17 protein-coding genes are annotated in these 20,226 nt (G+C 65.5%); 10 read left to right on the top strand and 7 right to left on the bottom strand.

All coding sequences use genetic code 11. The annotated features are described in order from the left end of the window. The first annotated feature begins 24 nt into the window (after window positions 1–24). Entirely contained in the window at window positions 25–1,161 is a 1,137-nt protein-coding gene (locus ACOGXH_RS04260) for a UDP-galactopyranose mutase (protein WP_419927877.1), read from the top strand. Window positions 1,162–1,167: 6 nt separating this feature from the next. Then, window positions 1,168–4,788, top strand: a complete 3,621-nt coding sequence (locus ACOGXH_RS04255) for a hydantoinase B/oxoprolinase family protein (protein ID WP_419927876.1) — start codon at window positions 1,168–1,170, stop codon at window positions 4,786–4,788. Here ACOGXH_RS04255 and ACOGXH_RS04250 read toward each other — a convergent pair. Both ACOGXH_RS04250 and ACOGXH_RS04245 read right to left on the bottom strand, forming a co-directional pair. Then, entirely contained in the window at window positions 4,761–5,273 is a 513-nt protein-coding gene (locus ACOGXH_RS04250; protein WP_419927875.1) for a (2Fe-2S)-binding protein, read from the bottom strand. The genes ACOGXH_RS04255 and ACOGXH_RS04250 overlap by 28 nt on opposite strands. A gap of 9 nt (window positions 5,274–5,282) precedes the next feature. After that, window positions 5,283–6,083, bottom strand: a complete 801-nt coding sequence (locus ACOGXH_RS04245) for an SDR family NAD(P)-dependent oxidoreductase (protein WP_419927874.1) — start codon at window positions 6,081–6,083, stop codon at window positions 5,283–5,285. A gap of 121 nt (window positions 6,084–6,204) precedes the next feature. Here ACOGXH_RS04245 and ACOGXH_RS04240 point away from each other — a divergent pair, with 121 nt between their 5' ends. After that, window positions 6,205–7,062 carry a PAC2 family protein gene (locus ACOGXH_RS04240; protein WP_419927873.1) on the top strand — a complete coding sequence of 286 codons (858 nt, stop codon included), beginning with the start codon at window positions 6,205–6,207 and terminating at the stop codon, window positions 7,060–7,062. 22 nt (window positions 7,063–7,084) lie between these two features. Here the strand turns inward: ACOGXH_RS04240 and ACOGXH_RS04235 are convergent, their stop codons facing one another. Beyond that, window positions 7,085–7,603 carry a UGSC family (seleno)protein gene (locus tag ACOGXH_RS04235; protein WP_419930319.1) on the bottom strand — a complete coding sequence of 173 codons (519 nt, stop codon included), beginning with the start codon at window positions 7,601–7,603 and terminating at the stop codon, window positions 7,085–7,087. A gap of 28 nt (window positions 7,604–7,631) precedes the next feature. After that, window positions 7,632–8,693: a hypothetical protein gene (locus tag ACOGXH_RS04230; RefSeq protein WP_419927872.1), complete on the bottom strand. Its 1,062-nt coding sequence runs from the start codon at window positions 8,691–8,693 to the stop codon at window positions 7,632–7,634. 27 nt (window positions 8,694–8,720) lie between these two features. Here ACOGXH_RS04230 and ACOGXH_RS04225 point away from each other — a divergent pair, with 27 nt between their 5' ends. Continuing rightward, window positions 8,721–9,515: an SDR family NAD(P)-dependent oxidoreductase gene (locus tag ACOGXH_RS04225; protein ID WP_419927871.1), complete on the top strand. Its 795-nt coding sequence runs from the start codon at window positions 8,721–8,723 to the stop codon at window positions 9,513–9,515. Between the two features lie 7 nt (window positions 9,516–9,522). Here the strand turns inward: ACOGXH_RS04225 and ACOGXH_RS04220 are convergent, their stop codons facing one another. Beyond that, window positions 9,523–10,086, bottom strand: a complete 564-nt coding sequence (locus ACOGXH_RS04220) for a nuclear transport factor 2 family protein (RefSeq protein ID WP_419927870.1) — start codon at window positions 10,084–10,086, stop codon at window positions 9,523–9,525. Between the two features lie 131 nt (window positions 10,087–10,217). Between ACOGXH_RS04220 and ACOGXH_RS04215 the strand changes: the two genes are divergently transcribed. From ACOGXH_RS04215 to ACOGXH_RS04190, 6 genes are all read left to right on the top strand, one after another. Further along, entirely contained in the window at window positions 10,218–11,126 is a 909-nt protein-coding gene (locus ACOGXH_RS04215) for a branched-chain amino acid ABC transporter permease (protein WP_419927869.1), read from the top strand. Then, window positions 11,123–12,463, top strand: a complete 1,341-nt coding sequence (locus ACOGXH_RS04210) for a branched-chain amino acid ABC transporter permease (RefSeq protein ID WP_419927868.1) — start codon at window positions 11,123–11,125, stop codon at window positions 12,461–12,463. The genes ACOGXH_RS04215 and ACOGXH_RS04210 overlap by 4 nt, the downstream gene beginning before the upstream one ends. Continuing rightward, window positions 12,460–13,287, top strand: a complete 828-nt coding sequence (locus tag ACOGXH_RS04205) for an ABC transporter ATP-binding protein (RefSeq protein WP_419927867.1) — start codon at window positions 12,460–12,462, stop codon at window positions 13,285–13,287. The genes ACOGXH_RS04210 and ACOGXH_RS04205 overlap by 4 nt, the downstream gene beginning before the upstream one ends. Continuing rightward, a complete protein-coding gene (locus ACOGXH_RS04200) occupies window positions 13,284–14,081 on the top strand; it encodes an ABC transporter ATP-binding protein (protein ID WP_419927866.1) in 798 nt (265 codons plus the stop codon). The genes ACOGXH_RS04205 and ACOGXH_RS04200 overlap by 4 nt, the downstream gene beginning before the upstream one ends. A 139-nt stretch (window positions 14,082–14,220) precedes the next feature. Further along, window positions 14,221–15,579: an ABC transporter substrate-binding protein gene (locus ACOGXH_RS04195; RefSeq protein WP_419927865.1), complete on the top strand. Its 1,359-nt coding sequence runs from the start codon at window positions 14,221–14,223 to the stop codon at window positions 15,577–15,579. A gap of 37 nt (window positions 15,580–15,616) precedes the next feature. Beyond that, a complete protein-coding gene (locus tag ACOGXH_RS04190) occupies window positions 15,617–16,834 on the top strand; it encodes a cytochrome P450 (RefSeq protein WP_419927864.1) in 1,218 nt (405 codons plus the stop codon). Window positions 16,835–16,855: 21 nt separating this feature from the next. Here ACOGXH_RS04190 and ACOGXH_RS04185 read toward each other — a convergent pair whose 3' ends face one another. Both ACOGXH_RS04185 and ACOGXH_RS04180 read right to left on the bottom strand, forming a co-directional pair. Beyond that, on the bottom strand, window positions 16,856–17,854 hold the full coding sequence (locus tag ACOGXH_RS04185) for an XdhC family protein (protein WP_419927863.1): 999 nt from the start codon (window positions 17,852–17,854) through the stop codon (window positions 16,856–16,858). 18 nt (window positions 17,855–17,872) lie between these two features. Beyond that, window positions 17,873–20,224 (bottom strand): aerobic carbon-monoxide dehydrogenase large subunit, encoded by a 2,352-nt coding sequence (locus ACOGXH_RS04180; protein WP_419927862.1) that lies wholly within the window; start codon window positions 20,222–20,224, stop codon window positions 17,873–17,875. Window positions 20,225–20,226: the final 2 nt, after the last annotated feature.

The following is a 20,226-nucleotide window of genomic DNA, read 5'->3' as shown; positions in this document are numbered from 1 at the left end:
CCCGATGTCTGCGAGGCCCACCCCTTGAGGCGCAGCATCGCCATCGTGGGAGCCGGGTGGACGGGGGCGGTGGCCGGACGCCTGCTTACCGATGCCGGATTCGCCGTGGAGGTGATGGAGAAAACCGACGTGGTGGGCGGACACTCTCGGGCCGAGACCATGAATGGGGTGGTGTACGAGCCCAATGGCGCCCACATCTTTCACACCTCCAACGCGACGGTTAATGAGTTCGTGAACGCCCACGGCCTCACCCGGCCCTACGACCACAAGGTGCTCACCGAGGTGTACCTGTCGCCCGATGATGACGACCATGAGAGCCGCCTGCTGTCGTGGCCTCCCCAAGTCTCAGAGCTGAGAGAGCTGCCCATCTGGCCGAGGGTGGAGCAAGAGTTGGCCGCCCTCCCTTCGCAGCCCACCGGCGACAATTTCGAGGACTACGTGGTGTCGATGATGGGCCGCACCCTCTACGACCTCTTCATCCGGGACTACACCGCAAAGCAGTGGGGCCGCCCGGCCACCGAGCTGTCGGCCCGATTCGCCCCCAAGCGAGTGGAGCTGCGCCATGACGGCCACCGAGGACTGTTCCGAGACCGATGGCAGTACTTCCCTCCCAACGGCATCAACGAGGTAATCGAGTCGGTGCTGTCCCCCGTGACGGTCACTCTGAACACCGAGATCACCATCGACGATGCCGGCCGACTCAACCAGGACTACGACGCAGTGATCGTCACCGCGGCGCTGGACGAATTCGCCCGCTGCCCCGGCGAGCTGGAGTGGCGGGGCATCGAGATGGTGTCCCAATACCACGCCACCGACGAGTCCGGTGGTGTTGTCACCCCGGCCTATGTCACCAATCGCCCGTCGATGCGGGTGCCGTATACCCGCACGGTGGAGACCAAGCACGCCACCGGACAGCAGATCGGGGGCACGGTGGTCAGCGAGGAAATACCCGGCGCCCCCCGGCGCCACTACCCGGTGCTGACCGCCGACGGAGCCAACGAGCGCCGCAACGCCGAGTTGGCCGAGAAGATCGCCGGGTGCTTCGACATCCCGGTGTACTTCGCCGGGCGGCTGGCCACCTATCGCTATATCAACCAGGACGAGGCCATCGCCGACGCCATGGCGGTGGCCAACCGAGTGGCCGAAGAGCTCTCGGGATAGCCGGTCATGGTTGAGACAACGTCACAGGGCTGGCGCTTCTGGATCGATCGGGGGGGCACGTTCACCGATGTGGTGGCCCAGCGACCCGATGGGGAGATCGTTACCGTAAAGCTGCTGTCGGAGAGCCATCGGTATCGCGACGCCGCGGTAGAGGCCATCCGGACCCTGCTGGAGCTGGCCCCCGACCAGCCCATCCCGTCGGACCAGGTGGCCGAGGTGAAGATGGGAACCACGGTGGCCACCAACGCCTTGCTGGAGCGTCAAGGCGAACCCACAGTACTGGTCACCACCAAGGGATTCGCCGACGCCCTTCGCATCGGCTACCAGACCCGGCCGGACCTTTTCGCCCTCGACATCGTGCTGCCCGACATGGTGTACCAGCAGGTCATCGCGGTAGACGAGCGAGTTAGGTCCGACGGCACCGTGGAGCACCCTCTCGATGAGGACGATGCCCGCCAACAGCTGGCCGCGGCTCACCAAGCCGGACTGCGATCGGCCGCCATCGTGCTGTTGCACGGTTATCGCTATCCCGAACACGAAGCCCGTCTGGTGGAAATCGCCGCCCAAGTGGGCTTCGAGCACATCTCGGCCAGCCACCAGGTCAACCCGCTCATTCGACTCGTGCCCCGAGGCGACACCACGGTGGCCGACGCCTACCTGACTCCGGTACTGCACCGCCACATCCAGACGGTGCAAGACCAACTCGACACATCGCTCCTGTTCATGCAGTCCAACGGCGGCCTGGCCCACCCCCATCACTTCCGGGGCAAGGACGCGTTGCTGTCCGGTCCGGCTGGCGGGGTGGTCGGTATGGCCCGCACCGGGGAGGCCGCGGGGCACGGTCGGCTGATCGGCTTCGACATGGGCGGCACATCCACCGATGTGTCGCACTACGACGGCCGCTTCGAGCGCACCACCGACGCCGTCGTCGCCGGGGTTCGAGTCAGGGCGCCCATGATCCTGATCCATACCGTGGCCGCCGGTGGTGGGTCGATCCTGTCGTTCGACGGCAGCCGTTTCCGAGTGGGTCCCGATTCTGCTGGGGCCGAGCCCGGCCCGGCCTGCTACGGCAACGGCGGTCCGCCCACCGTGACCGACGCCAATGTCGTCCTCGGCCGCCTTCACCCCGACCACTTCCCGGCGGTGTTCGGCCCCCGCGGCGACCAGCCTCTCGATACCGCCGCGGCCCAAACCGCGTTCGCAGATTTGGCCACGGCCATCACCGACGCCACCGGACATCCGTGGACCCCAGAGAGAGCTGCCGAGGGGTTCTTGGACGTGGCGGTTCAGAACATGGCCAACGCCATCAAAACCATCTCGGTGCAGCAGGGCCATGACGTGAGCGCCTACACGCTGGCCTGCTTCGGAGGGGCCGGGGGTCAACACGCCTGCCGGGTGGCCGACGAGTTAGGCATGTCCACCGTGTTGATCCATCCTCACGCCGGCGTGCTCTCGGCGCTGGGCATCGGCCTGGCCGACGTTCGCTCGGTTACCGAGCGGGCGGTGGGCCAGCCGCTCACCGAAGAGTTGCTGGCGACAATCGCCCAAGACATCGGCGAGCTGGCCGCCGCGGCCTATACCGAGGTAGCCGCCGACCTGGCCCACTCCCAAATCCACATCGAGGTCACCTACTTTCTGCGCTACGAGGGATCCGACACCGCGCTCGAAGTCACTGCCGACGACTACCTGCCGGTGCTCACCGCCTTCGAGGATCTGCACCGGACCCGCTTCGGATTCGCCTCCCCCGAGACGCCGATCGTGCTGGAGTCGATCCAGGTTGAGGCCATCGGCCGCAGCGGCCTCTCGGAGACCTTGGCAAACCAGCCTGCTGCGGCAGCCCCAGGGCCTTCCGACGATCCTGCCCCCCGGGCCCGCCACTCGGCCAGTTTCCAGGGGCAGACCGTCGACACCCCCTTCTACGACCGGGCCGATCTGGGCCCCGGCACTGCTCTGGACGGTCCCGCAGTCATCGTGGACCCCCACTCCACCACGGTGGTGGAGCCGGGCTGGGCCGCGGCAGTGGCCCCTGGCGGCGAACTGGTGTTGAACCGGGTTGTGCCCCGCCCCGAGGCCGCGGTGGGCACCCACGCCGACCCGGTGATGCTGGAGATCTTCAACAACCTCTTCATGAACGTGGCCGAACAGATGGGGGTGGCCCTGGAAAACACCGCCGCCTCGGTGAACATCAAGGAGCGACTGGACTTCTCCTGCGCCATCTTCGACCCCAACGGCGAGCTGATCGCCAACGCCCCCCACATGCCGGTACATCTGGGGTCGATGGACATGGCGGTCAAAGCCATCATCGCCCGCCATCCCGACATGGCGCCCGGCGACGCCTTCATCACCAACGCCCCCTACAACGGCGGCACCCATCTTCCCGATGTGACCGTGGTCATGCCGGTGTTCGATGCCGACGGCGACGAGGTCTTGTTCTACACCGCGTCCCGAGGTCACCACGCCGACATCGGCGGGAGCGTCCCCGGATCAGCCCCGGCCCACGCGTCCAACATCGCCGAGGAGGGAGTGCTGTTCGACGGCGAGGTGCTGGCCCGAGCCGGGCGGTTCCAAGAACCAGAGATCCGGGCTCTGCTCACCGGCGCCGAATGGCCGGCCCGAAATCCCGACACCAACCTCGCCGACATCAAGGCGCAGCTGGCCGCCTGCCAGAAGGGGGCCGTCTCCCTGGGCGAGGTGATCGACTACTACAGCTTGGCCACAGTCCACGCCTACATGGACCATGTCCGAGCCAACGCCGCCGAATCAGTCCGCCGCCTGATCGACCGCTTGGAAGACGCCTCGTTCTCCGCCAGCTTTGACGACGGCTCCCAGGTGTCGGTGGCCTTTCGGGTCGATCACGGCCGCCGTGCGTTGACCGTCGACTTCACCGGCACCAGCGACCAGCACCCCGGAAACTTCAATGCTCCCCAACCGGTGTGTCGGGCCGCAGTGCTCTATGTGCTGCGCTGCCTGGTGGACGACAACATCCCGCTCAACAGCGGCTGCCTGGAGCCGGTGGAGCTGATTATGCCGTCACCCAGCATGATCAGCCCGGTGGAGCCCGCCGCGGTATTCGCTGGCAACGTGGAAACCTCCCAGCTCATCGTGGACACCCTGTTCGGCGCCGTGGGCTCAGTGGCCGCCTCACAGGGAACCATGAACAACGTGGTGTGGGGCAACGAACGCCACCAGTACTACGAGACCGTATGCGGCGGTGCCGGGGCCACCGCCCGGCGAGACGGCTGCGACGCCGTCCACACCGGCATGACCAACGCCCGACTCACCGATCCCGAGGTGTTGGAGCAGCGCCATCCCGTGGTGGTGGAGGACTTCGCCATCCGCCGGGGCAGCGGGGGTGCGGGCCAACGTCAGGGCGGCGACGGTGTGGTGCGGCGCACTCGGTTCGAGGAGCCCATGAGCCTCAACGTGCTTTCATCTCGGCGGGACATCGCCCCTTACGGCATCAAAGGAGGCGGGCCCGGCGAGGTCGGCGTCAATCGTGTCCTGCGGGCCGACGGCACCGTGGAGAACCATCCCGGCGTGTTCCGCACCGAGGTGCAGACCGGCGACCGGCTTGAGATCGCCACTCCGGGTGGAGGCGGCTACGGCCCGCCTGAAGAAGAGCGCTGAGCGGCCAGTCGGACGCCCTCCACAATGCTGGTGTAGCCGGTGCAGCGGCACAGGGTGCCGGCCAATAACTCCCGGATTTCCCCGTCGGTGGGCTCACCGGCGCCGACGGGCCGATCGGCCAGCCAGGCCACGGTGGACATGATGATGCCCGGCGTGCAGAAGCCGCACTGAAAGCTCATGGCATCGGCAAACGCCTGCTGCACCGGCCCCAGCACCGGGTTGCCGGGGTCGGTCGTGTCGACCAGGCCCTCGATGGTGGACACCTCGCAGCCGTCAGCTTGTACGGCCAGGATGAGGCACGACCGCACCGCGGCGCCGTCCACCAATACCGTGCACGTCCCGCACACCCCGTGCTCGCATCCCAAGTGGGTGCCGGTGAGCCCGCACTGGCGGCGCAAGAAGTCGGCCAGCGTAGTGCGGGTCTCGGCTTTAGCGGCGTACTCAGTCCCGTTGGCCCGCAACTGGACCGTGCGCTTTGGACTCATCAACACTGGCTACCAGGTGATGCTCTGGCCGGCGTTGGCCCGCAGGATTTGGCCGGTCACATAGCGGGAGGCGTCGGAGGCCAAGAACCAGATGAGATTGGCCTGGTCAGACGCCTCGCACACCTCGCCCAGCGGTGAGCGGTCCCGCATCAACTTGAGGTAGCCGTCCATCTCCACAGCGTCGACATTGCCCTCAGAATCCCGCAGATGGCCGCCTACAAAATTGGTGAGCGTGAACCCGGGGGCGATGGTGTTGACCCGAACTCCGCTAGGCCCCGCCTCCACGGCCAGCGACTGGGTGAGCATGGCTACCGCCGCCTTGGTGGCGGCGTACACCGACAGGCCACCCACCGGGGTGTTGATGGCAGTGGCCGACACATTGATGATCGAACCCGACTCCTGGGGAACCATGATCCTCATGGCGGCCTGGCAGCCGAAGAACACTCCCTTGAAGTTGATGGCCAGCACCCGGTCGAGCTCGGCCTCGGTCACGTCTACCAGATCGCCGTAGCTGCCCACCCCAGCCACGTTGGCCATCACATCCAGCCGTCCGAATTCGTCAATTGCCGCAGCTACCAAGTCGCTCACCTGCTCGGCCTGGGTGGTATCCACTGATTGGGCCACCGCCCGGCCACCGCCGTCAACGATGCGGTCCCTGGTTCGGGCTGCTCCTTCACCGTCGATGTCGCCCAGCACCACTGCGGCCCCCGCCGCGGCCAGCGTCTCCGCAGCCGCCTCGCCGATGCCGCTGGCCGCCCCGGTGATGCACGCCACTCGCCCGCTCAGGTCGAACACGCCAAGCCCTTCCATAAAACCAGTTTGTCTTACCGTTATCTGGCTTGCCCCACCGCCGCGCCGGTGCGGGCTGCCATACACAGGTAGCCACATCAAACGGCTTGCCATCCATCGGCGCGAGTGTGAGTCTTGGGCAATGGCGGTGGAGCTGGAATGGCTGGTGGACCAACCCACCCAATCCAACCCAGTCATGGTGGTGGCATTGGAGGGCCTGTTCGACGCGGCCGACGCGGCCACCACCGGAGTGCGCCTGATAAAGGAAAGCGCCAACGGCCTCGAGCCGCTGGCCCGCATCGACCCCGAGGGGTTCTTCAACTTCCAGGACCGTCGCCCCGAAGTCCGGCTGGACGACAACGGCCGGCGGGTCATCGACTGGCCGGTCACCGAGGTCGACGCGGTGGAGCGCTACGGCGCCAAACACCCCCTGGTGGTGGTGGACGGCGTGGAGCCCCACCTGCGGTGGCGAACCTTCGCCGACTATCTGGTTGAGGTGGCCACCGAGTGCCGGGCCGGCCTGGTGGTCACGCTCGGGGCCATGGTGGGCCTAGCCCCCCACACTCGGCCATTGGGGGTGGTGGGAAGTTCCACCAATGCCGATTTGGCCCGCATGTTCGGCTTGGGCCGCCCCACCTACGAGGGCCCCACTGGTCTGGTGGGCGCACTACACGACGCATTGGACCAGGCCGGAATCCCGGTCATCTCGTTGCGGGTGTCGGTGCCCCATTACGTGCCCGGACCTCCCAATCCCGAGGCCACCCGGTCGCTGCTCAAGCGATTCGAGCTCATCACCGGCATCATCACCGACCACGAAGAACTCGACGAGGCCGCGGCGGCCTGGCGAGAGCGAGTGGACACCGCCGTGGCCGGCGACGACGACCTGAAGAACTACGTCGCCCAACTCGAGCGGCAGATCGACGAGGCCGACGACCTGCTCCCCACCGGCGACGACCTCGCCACGCAGTTCGAAGCCTTCCTCCGCGACCCCTGGAAATAGGTAGCGGAGGGGCGTTCCCCAATTACTCCGTGGTCAGGCGGGCGAGGGCTTCGTCGATGATGGTGGTGGCCAGCTTTTGGAGGGACTCGTCGTCGAGGGTGGAGACGGGGTGGGGGACAGCGACTGCGGGGTAGGAGGCCATGCCCACGGTGGGGGCGAACGACTCGACCACCGGCTCAAACGGCTCGGTGATCAGCAGCATCGACGGGATGCCCCTGGACTCCATGTGAACGGCGTCGTGCAGACTGCACGCCGTGCAAGCACCTCAATCGCCCAATCCGGAGATGATGAGGTGGGAGCGGGCGGCCAGCATCTCGGCGTCGTCAGCGTCGATGGGCTTGCCTGCGGCCGATTTGGAGTGGACCACGATGTCGGCCACCGGAAGGCGTTCCCGCAGGCCCTCGGCCACGTAGGTGAGGAGTTCTTTGGCGTTGTTCTTGGCGTTGTCGATCACCCCGATGACCACGGGCTCAGCGGGCATCTGGCGAGGCGCCATGGCTACTTCTTCGACATGGGCTTCTTCGTAGACCGGGGACAACACCGTTACTGACGACACGAGAACTCCTCCTTCACGCCAAGGGTAGCCCTTCGCCGGGTGCGGCCACCTTCCGGGTGACCGCCACCGAGTGAACCGTCGGCGCCCAGTTGGGGATATAGGCCGACCATCCTGCCCCCGCGCTGCCTGCGGTAACCAGGAAGATGTCGTGGGGTCCTCGAACCGTGTTGAGCTTGCCGTCGGCATCGGGGGTCATGTCGTTTTGAGCCGTGAACTCCTGCAGGACCCCGCCCGCCGCCAAGTGCTCGGGGGTCACCCGGCTGTGCTCGGCCAAGAACTCCCTCACCATCGGCTTGGTCCAGCCCGCCTCCGCCAATATCTGGCGGTGCTCGTGACCGATCACCAGCAGCACCTGGTGTTTCTTGGCCACCGCATAGGTGGCAGGGCCGGTCATGGCGGCGGCAAACGTCAACAAGATCCCCTCGGGATCGCCGTTGAGGTGGTTGGCCACCTGATGCGGGCTCTCGGAGGGGAACATGGTCACCGTGGTGTCGTTTTCCCCGTATCCCAGCTCCACCCGAAGCGGTGGCCATCCCTCGGGCGGGATCTCTTCGGCCACCAGCATGGTGTACTTGCCGGGGTGGCCCAGCGAGGATCCGTCGAGGGTGTCTGACCGGGCCCCCAGTACGTTCATGGCAACCAGCCGCAGGGCCCGACCCACCGTGGCGTTGGCCCGATAGCCCGGCCCCAGGGCGTTGCGCCCGGTGTTGAAACCCAGCTCGGCCACCAGCGGCCCGCTCACCACCGCACAGAGCGCGGCGCCGCCAGTGCTGGTCACCACCGTGTGGCAACCGAACCGGGGGTCGAACATGGCCGACAACCCGGCCAAGACCACCGGAAAATACTCAGGGCGGCACCCGGCCATCACCGCATTGACGGCCGCTTTCTCCGCTGTCACCTCTCGGGACCGCTCCGGCACATTGCCCACGATGTCGGCGGCTCCAACTCCAGCGTAGTCGAGCATGGCCTGAACCCGCTCGGGGCTGGGCGGAACCACCGGCAGTCCGTCGGTCCACCCCCGCTCGAAGAACTCCTCTTGGACATCCCCCGCGTCGAGCACCAACTCCTGAGCCATGCCGAGACGCTAGTAGGGTCACCGGCCGTGACCGGAAGACTGACAGGCAAGAGAACCATCGTGACCGGGGCGGGCTCGGGCATCGGCAAGGCTGCGGCAGAACTGTTCGCCGCCGAAGGAGCGCAGGTGATGTGCGCCGACATCAACGGCGACGCCGCCGCGGCCACCGCGGCCGAAATCGGGGATCAGGCCATCAGCCTGGGGGTGGACGTGACCCAACCCGGCGACTGCCAAGCCATGACCGAGCAGGCTGCATCTGCATTCGGCGGCCTCGACGCGGTGTACTCCAACGCCGGGGTGGACGGACCCGGCCGGGCTGGCGACCTCAGCCTCGAGGAATGGAACCGGGTGATCGGAGTGAACCTCACCGGCAAATGGCTGGCGGTCAAGTTCGCCATTCCCCATCTCATCGAGGCTGGCGGCGGGTCGTTGGTCCTCCAGGCCAGCGTCGGCGGCGTGATCGGAGTACCGGGCATTGCCGCCTATGCCGCAGCCAAGGCCGGGGTGATCGGCCTTGCCCGGCAGATGGCGGTGGACTACGGCCCCGACAACATCCGGGTCAACGCCATCTGTCCTGGGACAGTGCCCACTCCCCTGGTGCGGGCCACCTACGAGAAGCGGGGCGGATTCTCCGCCACCGCCGCCGTGTCGGCCGACGCCACCGTCGATGAGATGATCGAAGCTGCCGTGGTGCGCCATCCCATCGGCCGCCTCGGCACCACCACCGACATCGCCCAACTGGCCCTGCACCTGGCCTCCGACGAATCGTCGTGGACCACCGGCGCCGCCATCGTCATCGACGGCGGAATGTCCGTGGCATAACGGACCACTAGCCGACTTCGGCGAAGAACCTCTGCCAGGTGTCCAAGCTCTCGGGGAGCTCTGCGGAGCTGATCTGGCCGAAGTAGCGCTTGCGATCAGCCTCTGTGAGCCCGCCGTCCACCAACTCGGCCATGTCCATGTAATACACCATGGCGATGCTGCGCTCGGCAAAGCGCCACTGCCCGCCGTCATGGCGGTACTTGTCGAAGTAGCGCAGGCCGGTCAAGAAAGTCCTTCCCTCTATGCCCAATTCGGCGTGGGCGTTGACGATGCCGGAGGCGTGGCCGGCTCGGTTGGCGTCGAGCTCCACCAGATGGCTGTTGGGATAGTGGTATGTGGCACCGAACGAAGACAGCCGGTCGGTGTAGAAGTCCACGATGGCCGACCGTCCCTCATTGACCACCGCGCCGTCCCCGTGGCGAAAAACGGCGTCTTCGGTGAACATGGCGGCCACCGAGTCCATGTCCCGGTCGTCCACCGCCATGCCATAGCGAACTACCAGATCTCGGATCTCCTCCCGAGCCTCCATTCTGGCGATTCGCTCAGACAGGCCATCAGTCGCACTGGTCATTTCATTTGCCTCCCGGTCTTGAGCCTCTGATGCCCCCGGTCGGGAGCCATCGAAATTTGTCGGCTTCGGCCAGCGAAAACTACCGTCGCCCTCTGTTGACCGGCAACACCCGGTCGTCCTGAGGGGGGGCCATGCTTCTAGCTTTCGGCAACTTCACTGCTGATCCAAGCGTCAATTTGCAGTTGTTGATCGGCGGATTGGCCTTAGGGGCCATATACGCCGTGGTGGCTCTCGGCTTCGTGCTCGTCTATAAGAGCACCGACGTGCTGAACCTGGCGCACGGGGAATTCCTGATGCTCGGGGCGTATTTCGCGTTGACGTTTTTGATATCGGAAAACCTCAACTTCTTCTTGGGCGTTTTCGTGCTGCTGCTGGTGATGCTGGTGTTCGGCCTTTTGGTCCACTACGGGATCATGCGACGAATGGTGGGGCAAGGCTTTTTTGCCATCGTGCTGATCACGTTGGGAATTGCAACGATCATCCGCGCCCTTCTCTTGATCTTCTACGGCCCCACAGAGCGAGCCCGCCTTGACTTGCTGCCCCAGGGCAGCTTCGAGGTTGGCGGCGCCACGGTGAGGCACGTGGATCTGATCATCTTCGCCGTGGTGGCGGGGTGCGTGCTGCTGTTCTTCCTCTTCTTCAAGTACACCAGGCTGGGGCTGCACATGCGGGCGGTGGCCGACGACATCGAGGCCGCCGCGGCCATGGGCATCGACCCCGACAAGGTGTACGCCATGACCTGGGCCGCGGCCATGGTCATGGCTGGTGTGGGGGGTCTTCTTTTTGGCCACGTCACCGGGGCCATTGACCGCAGCATCGAGGCCATCGGCCTGCGGGCCTTCCCCGCCGCGGTGGTGGGCGGGCTCACATCGCTGGGCGGCTCCATTGTCGGCGGCCTGGTGGTGGGGGTGATCGAGCAGTTCGCCAACGGTCATTTGGGCACCAAGTGGCGGGAGCCGGTGGCCTTCTCGGTGATGTTCGTGGTGCTGCTAGTGCGACCTACTGGCCTATGGGGCCGCAAGGACCTGGAGCGGGTATGACCGCGGTTGACAATCCCCCAGATCAGCAAGCCGCCCAGACCTACCGTCCGTCCACCCTCCAGCGGTTTCTTCCCTTCATCATCGCCGCGGTGGTGCCATTCATCCTGGGATCGACCACCGGCGACTTGAATTTCTGGTGGAAGGCGGTGATCACGGTTGTGGTCTTGGTCGTCGTCGCCCGACTGGCCTGGAAATGGACTCCTCGGGGCGAGCTCACTCACCGCGAGGACATGCGCTTGTGGCGGACCCCCAGCGATCGATCGTGGGCGGCGTTGACCATGTTCGGCCTGCTGGTACTGCCCTTCATCTTGGCCTCCGACTTCACGCCCCCCATGGGCTTCCCCTGGGCCACCTGGTTCGCAGTGGTCAACCTGGTGCTGATCTTCGCCATGGGCGCCGCGGCCTTCAACCTGCTGGTGGGCTACTCCGGCCAGATCAGCCTGGCCCACGTGGCGTTTCTGGCCTTGGGCAGCATCGTCGGCGGCATCGTCGGGGTGCAGTGGAGCGGCGGAAACATGTGGTACGCCCTGCCGGCTGCGGCCCTGGCCGGAGCGGTGGTGGGCGCGATCTCCGGTCTGCCCGCCCTGCGGCTCAAACACCTCTACCTGCTGCTGGCCACCTTCGGCTTCCACTTCGTGATGATGCTGGTGTGGCGGGAGTACCTCCAGGAGTACTTCGGCTTCGTGGGCATTCGCTTCAAGGGCGAGAACTCCCCGCGGATCGCCTCGTGGCTGCACTGGCTGCCCGGCATCGACCCCGACCAAAACGGCGAGTTCGTCATCACCGGCCAGTTCCGGTGGTATTGGGTGCTCATGCCCATCACGGTGCTTTCGATTCTGTTCATGGTGAACGTGGTTAGGACTCGGGAGGGACGGGCGTTCGCTGCGGTGCGCGACCGAGACGTCTCCGCCTCGCTGCTGGGCATCAACGTGGCTCGGTCCAAGCTTTTTGCCTTCGCCTTGTCTTCTGCGATCGTGTCCATGTCGGGAGTGCTGGCCTCGTTCTACATCGGCTCTCGGGGAGAAGACAGCTTCAACGTTCAGACAGTGTTGAACTACGCCATCATCATCGTGGTCGGCGGCTTCTCCAGCATCCAGGGGGCCATCTTCGGCTCGGCGTTCTTCTGGTTCCTGCCGGAGTGGTTCAAATGGGCCCGGGAGGAACTCTGGTTCGTGAGGGACATCGAATTCCTCAGCGACTATCCCAGCGAGATCGACTTGGCCATCAAGGGGTTCTTGGTGGTGATTATCTTGATGTTCAAGCCTGATGGCTTGGCCGGGATGTGGCGTGATTTCAAGAACTGGCTGGGCCGCACACTGGCCAGGAGCAATCCATGAACGCCCGCGGACTCGACCTGACGATTGATGGCCTTACGGTGGTTTACGGAGGCGTCACTGCGCTGGATGACGTCAAGATCAATGTGCCCTCCGGCGGATTCGTAACGGTCTTGGGTGCGAACGGAGCGGGAAAGACCACCCTGGTTCGGTCGATCACCGGCCTGCTCTATCTCCACAAGGGTCGCGTGCGCCGGGGCAGCATCGTATTGGGGGGAGAGTCGATTTTGGGCAAGAAGAGCCCCGATATCGTTTCCGCGGGTGTGGCCCAAGTACCCGAGGGCCGCAAGCTGTTCCCCAACCTCACCGTGAAAGAGAACTTGCTGTGCGGGGCGGCCAGTCGGAGCGACCTATCCGGCATCGACGATTCGCTGGAACAGAACCTGGATCTGTTCCCCCAGCTTCGTCCGCTGCTCGGCCAAACCGCCGGGCTGCTATCGGGAGGCGAGCAGCAGATGGTGGCGGTGGGGCGGGCCCTGATGTCGCAGCCATCCTTGTTGATCTGCGATGAGCTGTCGTTGGGGCTGGCCCCAAAGATCGTGCACCGGCTGTTCGAATTGCTCACCGAGATCAACGAGACTCGAGGCACATCGATCCTGGTCATCGAGCAGAATGCCAGCCTTGCTCTTGAGCACGCGGCCGACGCTTACGTCCTGGAATTGGGCCGGGTGCTCATGGAGGGCAGCGCGGCCGAGCTCCGAGGCAATCCAATGGTGCAGGAGCTCTACCTGGGCGGCGGCGGTGAGGCCCACACCTCTTACGCCGCCATCGAACGCCCCAGCGGTGGAAAGCGCTGGGGACGCAAGAAGGCCGGCGGAGAGTCATGAGCGACGCCATCTTGAGCTTCGACGACGTGACCGTGCAGTTCGGCGGTGTGCGGGCTTGCGACTCGATCAGCGGTCGGGTGGAACGGGGGTCTCTGTTCGCCCTGATCGGCCCCAACGGAGCGGGCAAGACCACGCTGGTCAACGCCATATCGGGGGTGTACAAACCGCTGCCCGGCGCCCAAGTTCAGTTCCATCCCGAAGGAAAGCCCACCGAGGATCTGCTGTCATACCGCCCCTTCCAGGTCGCCCGGTTGGGGGTGGCTCGAACCTTCCAGAACCTGGGATTGTTCATGGGGGAGAACGTGCTCACCAACCTGCTGCTGGGCCGCTACATCCACGAGCACACCCGGCTCATCGAGGGCGGACTCTTCACCCGGCGAGCGGTCAAACGGGAATTGGCCGCCCGCCAAGCCATCGAGCGGGTGGTCGACCTGCTGGATTTGGGCGCGTTTCGGCGAGATTCAGTAGGCGACTTGCCCTACGGGGTGCAGAAGCGGATCGAGTTCGGCCGGGTGTTGGCCATGGAGCCCGAGCTGTTGATGCTCGATGAGCCAATGGCCGGCATGAGCGTGGACGAGAAGCAGGACATGATCCGCTACATCTATTCGGCTCAAGACGAGCTCGGCATGACCGTATTCCTTATCGAGCACGACATGGGAGTGGTCATGTCGATCGCCGACCACGTGATGGTGTTGGACTTCGGCCAGAAGATCGCCGAGGGAACCCCCGCGGAGATGCAGCAGGATGAGCGGGTGATCGCCGCCTACCTCGGCACCGAGATGGCCGAAAACTGAGATAGCCACCGATTTAGCCCCTGACGCCAGCGGTGAATTATGGTGACCTGCTGTAATGCCGATTATTGGACATTCGATAATCGGACTACCAAATGGAGCCGCTTAATCGGCGGCAATAGAAACTAGAGGGGACATACCTATGACTCGACGCTGGCTGAAGATTCTCGTAGCCCTGTTCGCGTTCGCACTGATCGCGGCGGCCTGCGGCAACGACGACGATGACGCTGCACCGGCGCCGGCTCCCACAGCCGCTGCGACCGAAGCACCAGCACCCGCACCCACCGAGGCACCGGCCCCGACTGAAGCCCCCGATATGGGGGTGCCCGACAACCCGGACAACGGAGTGACCTCCAGCTCGATCAAGGTTGGCTGGATGGGCGACCTGACCGGGCCGACCGCATCGTCGCAGCAGTTCAACAGCCACGGCAGCGAGGCCTACTTCGAGTGCGCCAATCGTGACGGTGGCGCCCTGGGCCGCATGTTCGACTACCTCCCCGAGGACGACCAGTTCAACGCCGACAATGCGGCCATCAACTTCACCAAGCTCACCGAGGACGACAAGGTTCTTGCCCTGGTCGGCTTGGGCGGCTCGCACATCAGCACCCAGCTCCAGCCCGATATCGAGACTCTGAACCTGCCGGTGATCGGCCCACCCCAGACCATCGACATCCAGCTTGAGGGCGACCAGTACTTCAACAACCTGGCCCACTACGGCGACCAGGCCGACCTGGCTGCCGGCCACATAGCCGCCACCGTCGGCGGCATCGAGAACGCCGTGGTCATGGGAATCAGCCTCGAGGTGCCCTCCGGCACCGAGTTCGCCGCCTATGTGGAGCAATCGGTCGAGAGGGGTGGCGGCACCTACGTCAACACCCTTTACGTAGCGCCGGGCGCCTCCGAGGTGACCGCGCAGATGGTGGAACTGCAAGCAGGCATCGATGACCAAGGTGTGAACTACGTCACCCTCCACGGCTCGCCGGGCGCTGGCTTGGTGGTCATGCAGGGCATGGCCGATGTGGGCATTACCGACGTACCAATCATCGGCATTCACGGCATCGCGGCCAACTCCATTTGGACCGAGGGCCCAGAGTCGGTGAGCGACGAGACGTTCGGGATGCACTCATTCCTCACCGCCAACAACAACATCGAGGCCTCGGCTTTGATGGAGGAGTGCGCATCGCTGGCCGGTTACGACGGCGAGCACCTCAACCTGAACTTCGCTCACGGCTTCCTCAATGGCTACGTGTTCCATCAGGCAGTGGAGCGGGCCGCCGAGCAAAGCGGCGAGCTGACTCGTGAAACCCTGACCGAAGCCCTCAAGGGCTCCTTCGACACCATGGGCCTCACCTGCCCGATCGACTGGTCTGCACATCCGCACCACAGCCAGTGCGGAGCGGCATTCTCGCTCGACGCCGCCTCTGGCGGTATGGTGCCGGCCAATCCGTTCAGCTTCTACGCCGACAATTTCGACGGCGAGTACGGCATCGAGATCGGCTAATCGAACGAGGGGAGCCCCTGCGTTGTCGGATACCAGCATGATCGCCGAGGACTTCGCCGATTATCTGGCCGACAACGTGGGGGCCGACCCCTACCCCATCTTCCACCGGATGCGCGATGACGCCCCGGTGGTGTGGGCTGAGCCGCTCCAGGCCTGGGTGTTGACCCGGTGGGACGACATCACCGCCATGCTGGAAGACGGCGAGAGCTACGGCCCACTGATGAACCGGCCGGGCACCTCCAGCATCTTCGGCCGGGCCATCTTGCAAATGTCGGGCGACGAGCACCGGCGCAAAGACGCCATCTTGGCCAAGCGCCTGCGCGGCCCCCGCTATCTCGGATCCACCATCGAGGAGATCGTTTCCGGGCTGGTCGATGAATACGGAGAGCAGCTGCCAGTGGCCCCAGAGGTGGCAGACTTGCGCACTGGGCTTACCGAGCCGGTTCCGCTGGGCGCCATCGCCGAGCTGATGGACATGGGCGAGGCCAGCAACTTCCGCAACTGGTACAACGACATCGTCGCCGCGGGAACCTCCAACGTCACCCAAGACCCAGTGGTCCACGCCAAGGGAGAGGAGGCCCGCGACGAGCTCTACGACTTCGTCACCCCCAGCATCGACGAGCGCCGCACCTGCCCCGGTGACGAACTGCTGTCCGACCTGTGCTCCATGGAGTACGAGGGCGAGCGGCTGTCCGATGACGAAGTTCGCAGTTTCACCGCGTTCTTGCTGTCAGCCGGCATCGAGACCACCGACCGGGCGCTGGCCAACTTGGTCAAGCACCTCATCTTGCAGCCCGAGCAGTGGCAGCGCCTGAAGGATGATCCGTCGCTGGCCAGCTCGGCGTCCACCGAGATTCTCCGCTTCCGCCCTCCGGTGCAGGCCATTGTGCGCATGGCCAAGCAGGACATGGAGGTCTGCGGCACCGTGATCCCGGCCGAGAGCAAGCTAATGGGCTTCATCGCCAGCGCCAACCACGACCCCGACCGCTTCGACAATCCCGGGGTGTTCGACGTGGGCCGCTTCGAGGGGGCAGAACGCCCCAACTACACCCCCATCGGCCCGGTTCGGGCCTTCGGCGCCGGTCCTCACACCTGTACCGGGTCGCTTCTGGCCAAGCTGGAAATGGAACGCACCCTGGAGTATTTGGTCGACCGCTTCGACCACTTCGAATTCGCTGGCGACGTGCCCCCCGACACCGGCATCGTGCTGCGCTCCCCCGAGACTCTCGACGTAGTCCTCCACCCCGCTGCCTGAACCGGCACAAGCCGGGACGGTCTAGGAGACGAATTCAGCGGGTTCAGCCTCGAAGCGCTGTTGGCAGCCGGCAGCGCAGAAGTAGTAGTCGCTGCCGTCGTGGAGGGTGTGATAGCGGGCATCGGACACCAACACGGACATGCCGCACACCGGGTCAACGGCCTTTACGGGGCGTTCTTGAGGGGCTGCCTCGGCATCGATTTCGAGCCGGCCCTCAGCCCGACGAGCCACCAGATCGGCCAATATCGCAGCGGCGATCTCCCGGTTGGGGATGCGGCCCAGATCCAAGCCGGCTGGTGCGCTGATGCGGGCCAGATCGTTGTCGCCGAATCCCTGGGTGCGGAGGTAGTCACTCATGGCTTGTGCCCGCTTGGCCGACGCAACCAAGCCGATGTAGCCGGCGTCGGTGCCCAGCGCGGCCGCTAGGGCCACGTCGTCGTAGTGCCCCTGGGTGGCCACCACCACCGCGGTGGCCGGATCGATGGCAAGACTGCTCAGATCAAGGCTTGTGCGCACTAGTTCGGGGTGCTCGTGATCGTCGGGCTGGCCGCCATCGTCAATGATCACTGCATCCCAGCCGATGGCGGTAGCCACTGCGGCGATGGCGTCCACCGCCGGGGAGCGGCCGATCACCACCACTTGGGGGGTGGGCAGGTTCGGCTCCAGGTAGATCTCCATCGCTCCCTCCGAATCACACGCCATGGCAATCGAGCGCAGGCCGTCGCTGTCGTCATCGGCCTGATCAGGGACAGGACTGCGATTGCGATCCCGGCCGTTTGACGGGCCCAAGCACAGCAGCCGGGGTTGGCCGTGGCCCAAGCAGGCCAGCGCCTCAACGATCACGGTGGGCTCGGCGCAGGCCCCGCCCAGCCAGCCCCGCACCGTGCCGTCGGACAGGATCACCGCCTGCGACCCCTGCTGGCCCGACGACGGCGCTCGGCGCCAGATCACCGACGCCAACACAAACGGCAGTCGCAGTCGACGCAACTCAACTGCCCGAGCCAAGACGTCGACGTTCACAGCACGAGCACCTAGCGACTAGCTAGCTGCGTCGATAGCAGCCCACACCCGGTCGGGCAACACCGGCATGTCGATATTGCGGACCCCGAGATGGGCCAGTGCATCGATCACCGCGTTCACAAATGCGGCAGGCGACCCCACGGTGGCCGACTCCCCCACGCCCTTGGCCCCGATGGGATGGTGGGGCGAGGGAACCTCGGTGGCCAAAAGCTCGAAGCGGGGGGTCTCCCAGGCGGTGGGCACCAGGTAGTCCATGAAGTTGGCCCCGATGCAGTTGCCGTCGTCGTCGAAGGTGATCCACTGCATGGCCGACATGGCGAATCCCTCGGTGAGGCCGCCGCAGATCTGGCCTTCCACGATCATCGGGTTGATCCGCACCCCGCAGTCGTCCAGCGCCACCATGCGCTGCACTTCCCACACGCCGGTGTCGGGGTCCACCTCCACCACCACGATGTAGCTGCCGTAGGGGTAGGTGAGGTTGGGTGGGTCGTAGTAGGTGACGTCTTCCAGGCCGTACTCCATGCCCTCGGGCAGATTGGTGTAGGCAGCCAGGGCCACGTCTTGAATGGTGACCGACCGGTCAGGGCTTCCGGCTACCGAAAACACTCCCGAGGCCAGCTCGATGTCCTCGTCGGCCGCCTCCAACAGGTGGGCGGCGATCTTCTTGGACTTGTCGGCCAGCTTGCGGGCCACCACCGCAGTGGCCGCCCCGCCCACCGGGGTGGATCGGGACGCGTAGGTGCCCAGCCCGTAGGGGGTGTGGTCGGTGTCGCCGTGCTCCACCTTGATGTCGTTGGCCGGAATGCCCAAAACCTCGGCCACGATCTGGGCGAACGTGGTTTCGTGGCCCTGGCCCTGGGTCTTTACCCCCAGCTTCAAAATGGCCTTGCCAGTAGGATGCACCCTCAGCTCGGCCGAGTCGATCATCTTCAGCCCGGCGATGTCGTAAGTGCGCGACGGCCCCGCCCCCACCGCCTCGGTGAAGTGGGCGATGCCAATGCCGATCAGCCGCCCCTCGGCCCGGGCTTCAGCCTGCTCCCGGCGCAAGTCCTCATAGCCAACCTCGTCCATGGCGGTGCGCAGGGCGGTGGGATAGTCGCCGGAGTCGTACACGAAGCCGGTGGCCGTCTCGTAAGGAAACTGCTCGGGCTGGATGAAGTTCTTCAACCGCATCTCGGCCGGGTCGATGCCCACCTCGTAGGCGGCGTTTTGCACCAGCCGCTCGATGAGATAGGAGGCCTCGGTGATGCGGAACGAGCACCGGTAGGCCACTCCGCCGGGCGCCTTGTTGGTGAAGGCGCCCTTGCAGTTGATGTGGGCGGCGGGGAAGTCGTAGCTGCCGGTGACCACGTGGAACAGCCCGGCCCGGAACTGGGTGGGCTGGGCGTCGGAGAAGAACGCCCCCTGGTCCGACAGCATGTCCACCCGCAGGCCAAGGATGCGGCCCTCATCGGTGACGGCAAGTTCGCCCTTCATGTAGTAGTCGCGGGCGAAGCCGGTGGAGATGAGGTTCTCGGTGCGGCTCTCCACCCACTTCACCGGCTGGCCGATGAGCAGTGACGCCGCGGTGGCCACCACATAGCCGGGGTAGATGGGCACCTTGTTGCCGAAGCCGCCGCCGATGTCGGGGCTCACGATGCGGATGTTCTGCTCCGGCAGCCCGGCCACCATGGCGAACAGCGTCCGGTGGGCGTGGGGGGCTTGCGAGGTCATGTAGATGGTGGCCTGGCCGGTCACCGAGTTGACGTCGGCCACGATGCCGCACGTCTCCAGCGGGGCGGGATGCGAGCGGGGATAGTGGGTCTCCAGTGTGACCACCCGGTCGGCCTGGGCGAAGGCCTCTTCTGTGGCGCCTTGGTCGCCGGTCTCCCAGGTGTAGGCCACGTTGTCGGTCTGGCCCTCCTTCTCGTCCCGGATCAGCGCCGCCCCCTCCTCCAGCGACTGCTGGGGAGTGGTGATGGGAGGCAATTCCTCGTAGTCCACCTCGATGTGTTCAAGCGCGTCAGTGGCGATGTAGGGATCGGTGGCGATGACCGCGGCCACCTCCTGGCCCTGGTAGCGCACCTTGTCGGTGGCCAGCACCGCCTGGGTGTCGCCCGACAAGGTGGGCATCCAGGCCAGCCCGTGCTGGTCCATCAGCTCGCCGGTGACCACGGCGAGTACACCGTCGATGGCGGTGGCCGCCGAGGAGTCGATGCCGTTGATACGGGCGTGGGCCAGCGGCGAGCGCAGGATGGCCATGTGCAGCGTGCCGGGCAACTCGATGTCGTCGAGGAAGTTGCCCTGGCCCTCGATGAGCCGGGCGTCTTCCTTGCGCTGGACGCTATGGCCGATGCCGCCGATCTCAGCGGGAGTAGTTGGTGCAGCCATGA

Origin of the sequence: Candidatus Poriferisocius sp. (assembly GCF_965208355.1) — a bacterium.
Lineage (GTDB): Bacteria > Actinomycetota > Acidimicrobiia > Acidimicrobiales > Bin134 > Poriferisocius.
The sequence above is the reverse complement of the archived record's forward strand: the minus strand, read 5'-3'. Positions and strand labels throughout refer to the sequence as shown.

Excerpts from the sequence above, each read along its gene's own strand:
- ACOGXH_RS04180 (WP_419927862.1), bottom strand. The coding sequence starts at position 20,224 with ATGGCTGCACCAACTACTCCCGCTGAGATCGGCGGCATCGGCCATAGC.
- ACOGXH_RS04205 (WP_419927867.1), top strand. The coding sequence starts at position 12,460 with ATGAACGCCCGCGGACTCGACCTGACGATTGATGGCCTTACGGTGGTT.
- ACOGXH_RS04215 (WP_419927869.1), top strand. The coding sequence starts at position 10,218 with ATGCTTCTAGCTTTCGGCAACTTCACTGCTGATCCAAGCGTCAATTTG.
- ACOGXH_RS04250 (WP_419927875.1), bottom strand. The coding sequence starts at position 5,273 with ATGAGTCCAAAGCGCACGGTCCAGTTGCGGGCCAACGGGACTGAGTAC.
- ACOGXH_RS04220 (WP_419927870.1), bottom strand. The coding sequence starts at position 10,086 with ATGACCAGTGCGACTGATGGCCTGTCTGAGCGAATCGCCAGAATGGAG.
- ACOGXH_RS04255 (WP_419927876.1), top strand. The coding sequence starts at position 1,168 with ATGGTTGAGACAACGTCACAGGGCTGGCGCTTCTGGATCGATCGGGGG.
- ACOGXH_RS04245 (WP_419927874.1), bottom strand. The coding sequence starts at position 6,083 with ATGGAAGGGCTTGGCGTGTTCGACCTGAGCGGGCGAGTGGCGTGCATC.
- ACOGXH_RS04210 (WP_419927868.1), top strand. The coding sequence starts at position 11,123 with ATGACCGCGGTTGACAATCCCCCAGATCAGCAAGCCGCCCAGACCTAC.
- ACOGXH_RS04190 (WP_419927864.1), top strand. The coding sequence starts at position 15,617 with ATGATCGCCGAGGACTTCGCCGATTATCTGGCCGACAACGTGGGGGCC.
- ACOGXH_RS04240 (WP_419927873.1), top strand. The coding sequence starts at position 6,205 with ATGGCGGTGGAGCTGGAATGGCTGGTGGACCAACCCACCCAATCCAAC.
- ACOGXH_RS04200 (WP_419927866.1), top strand. The coding sequence starts at position 13,284 with ATGAGCGACGCCATCTTGAGCTTCGACGACGTGACCGTGCAGTTCGGC.
- ACOGXH_RS04195 (WP_419927865.1), top strand. The coding sequence starts at position 14,221 with ATGACTCGACGCTGGCTGAAGATTCTCGTAGCCCTGTTCGCGTTCGCA.
- ACOGXH_RS04230 (WP_419927872.1), bottom strand. The coding sequence starts at position 8,693 with ATGGCTCAGGAGTTGGTGCTCGACGCGGGGGATGTCCAAGAGGAGTTC.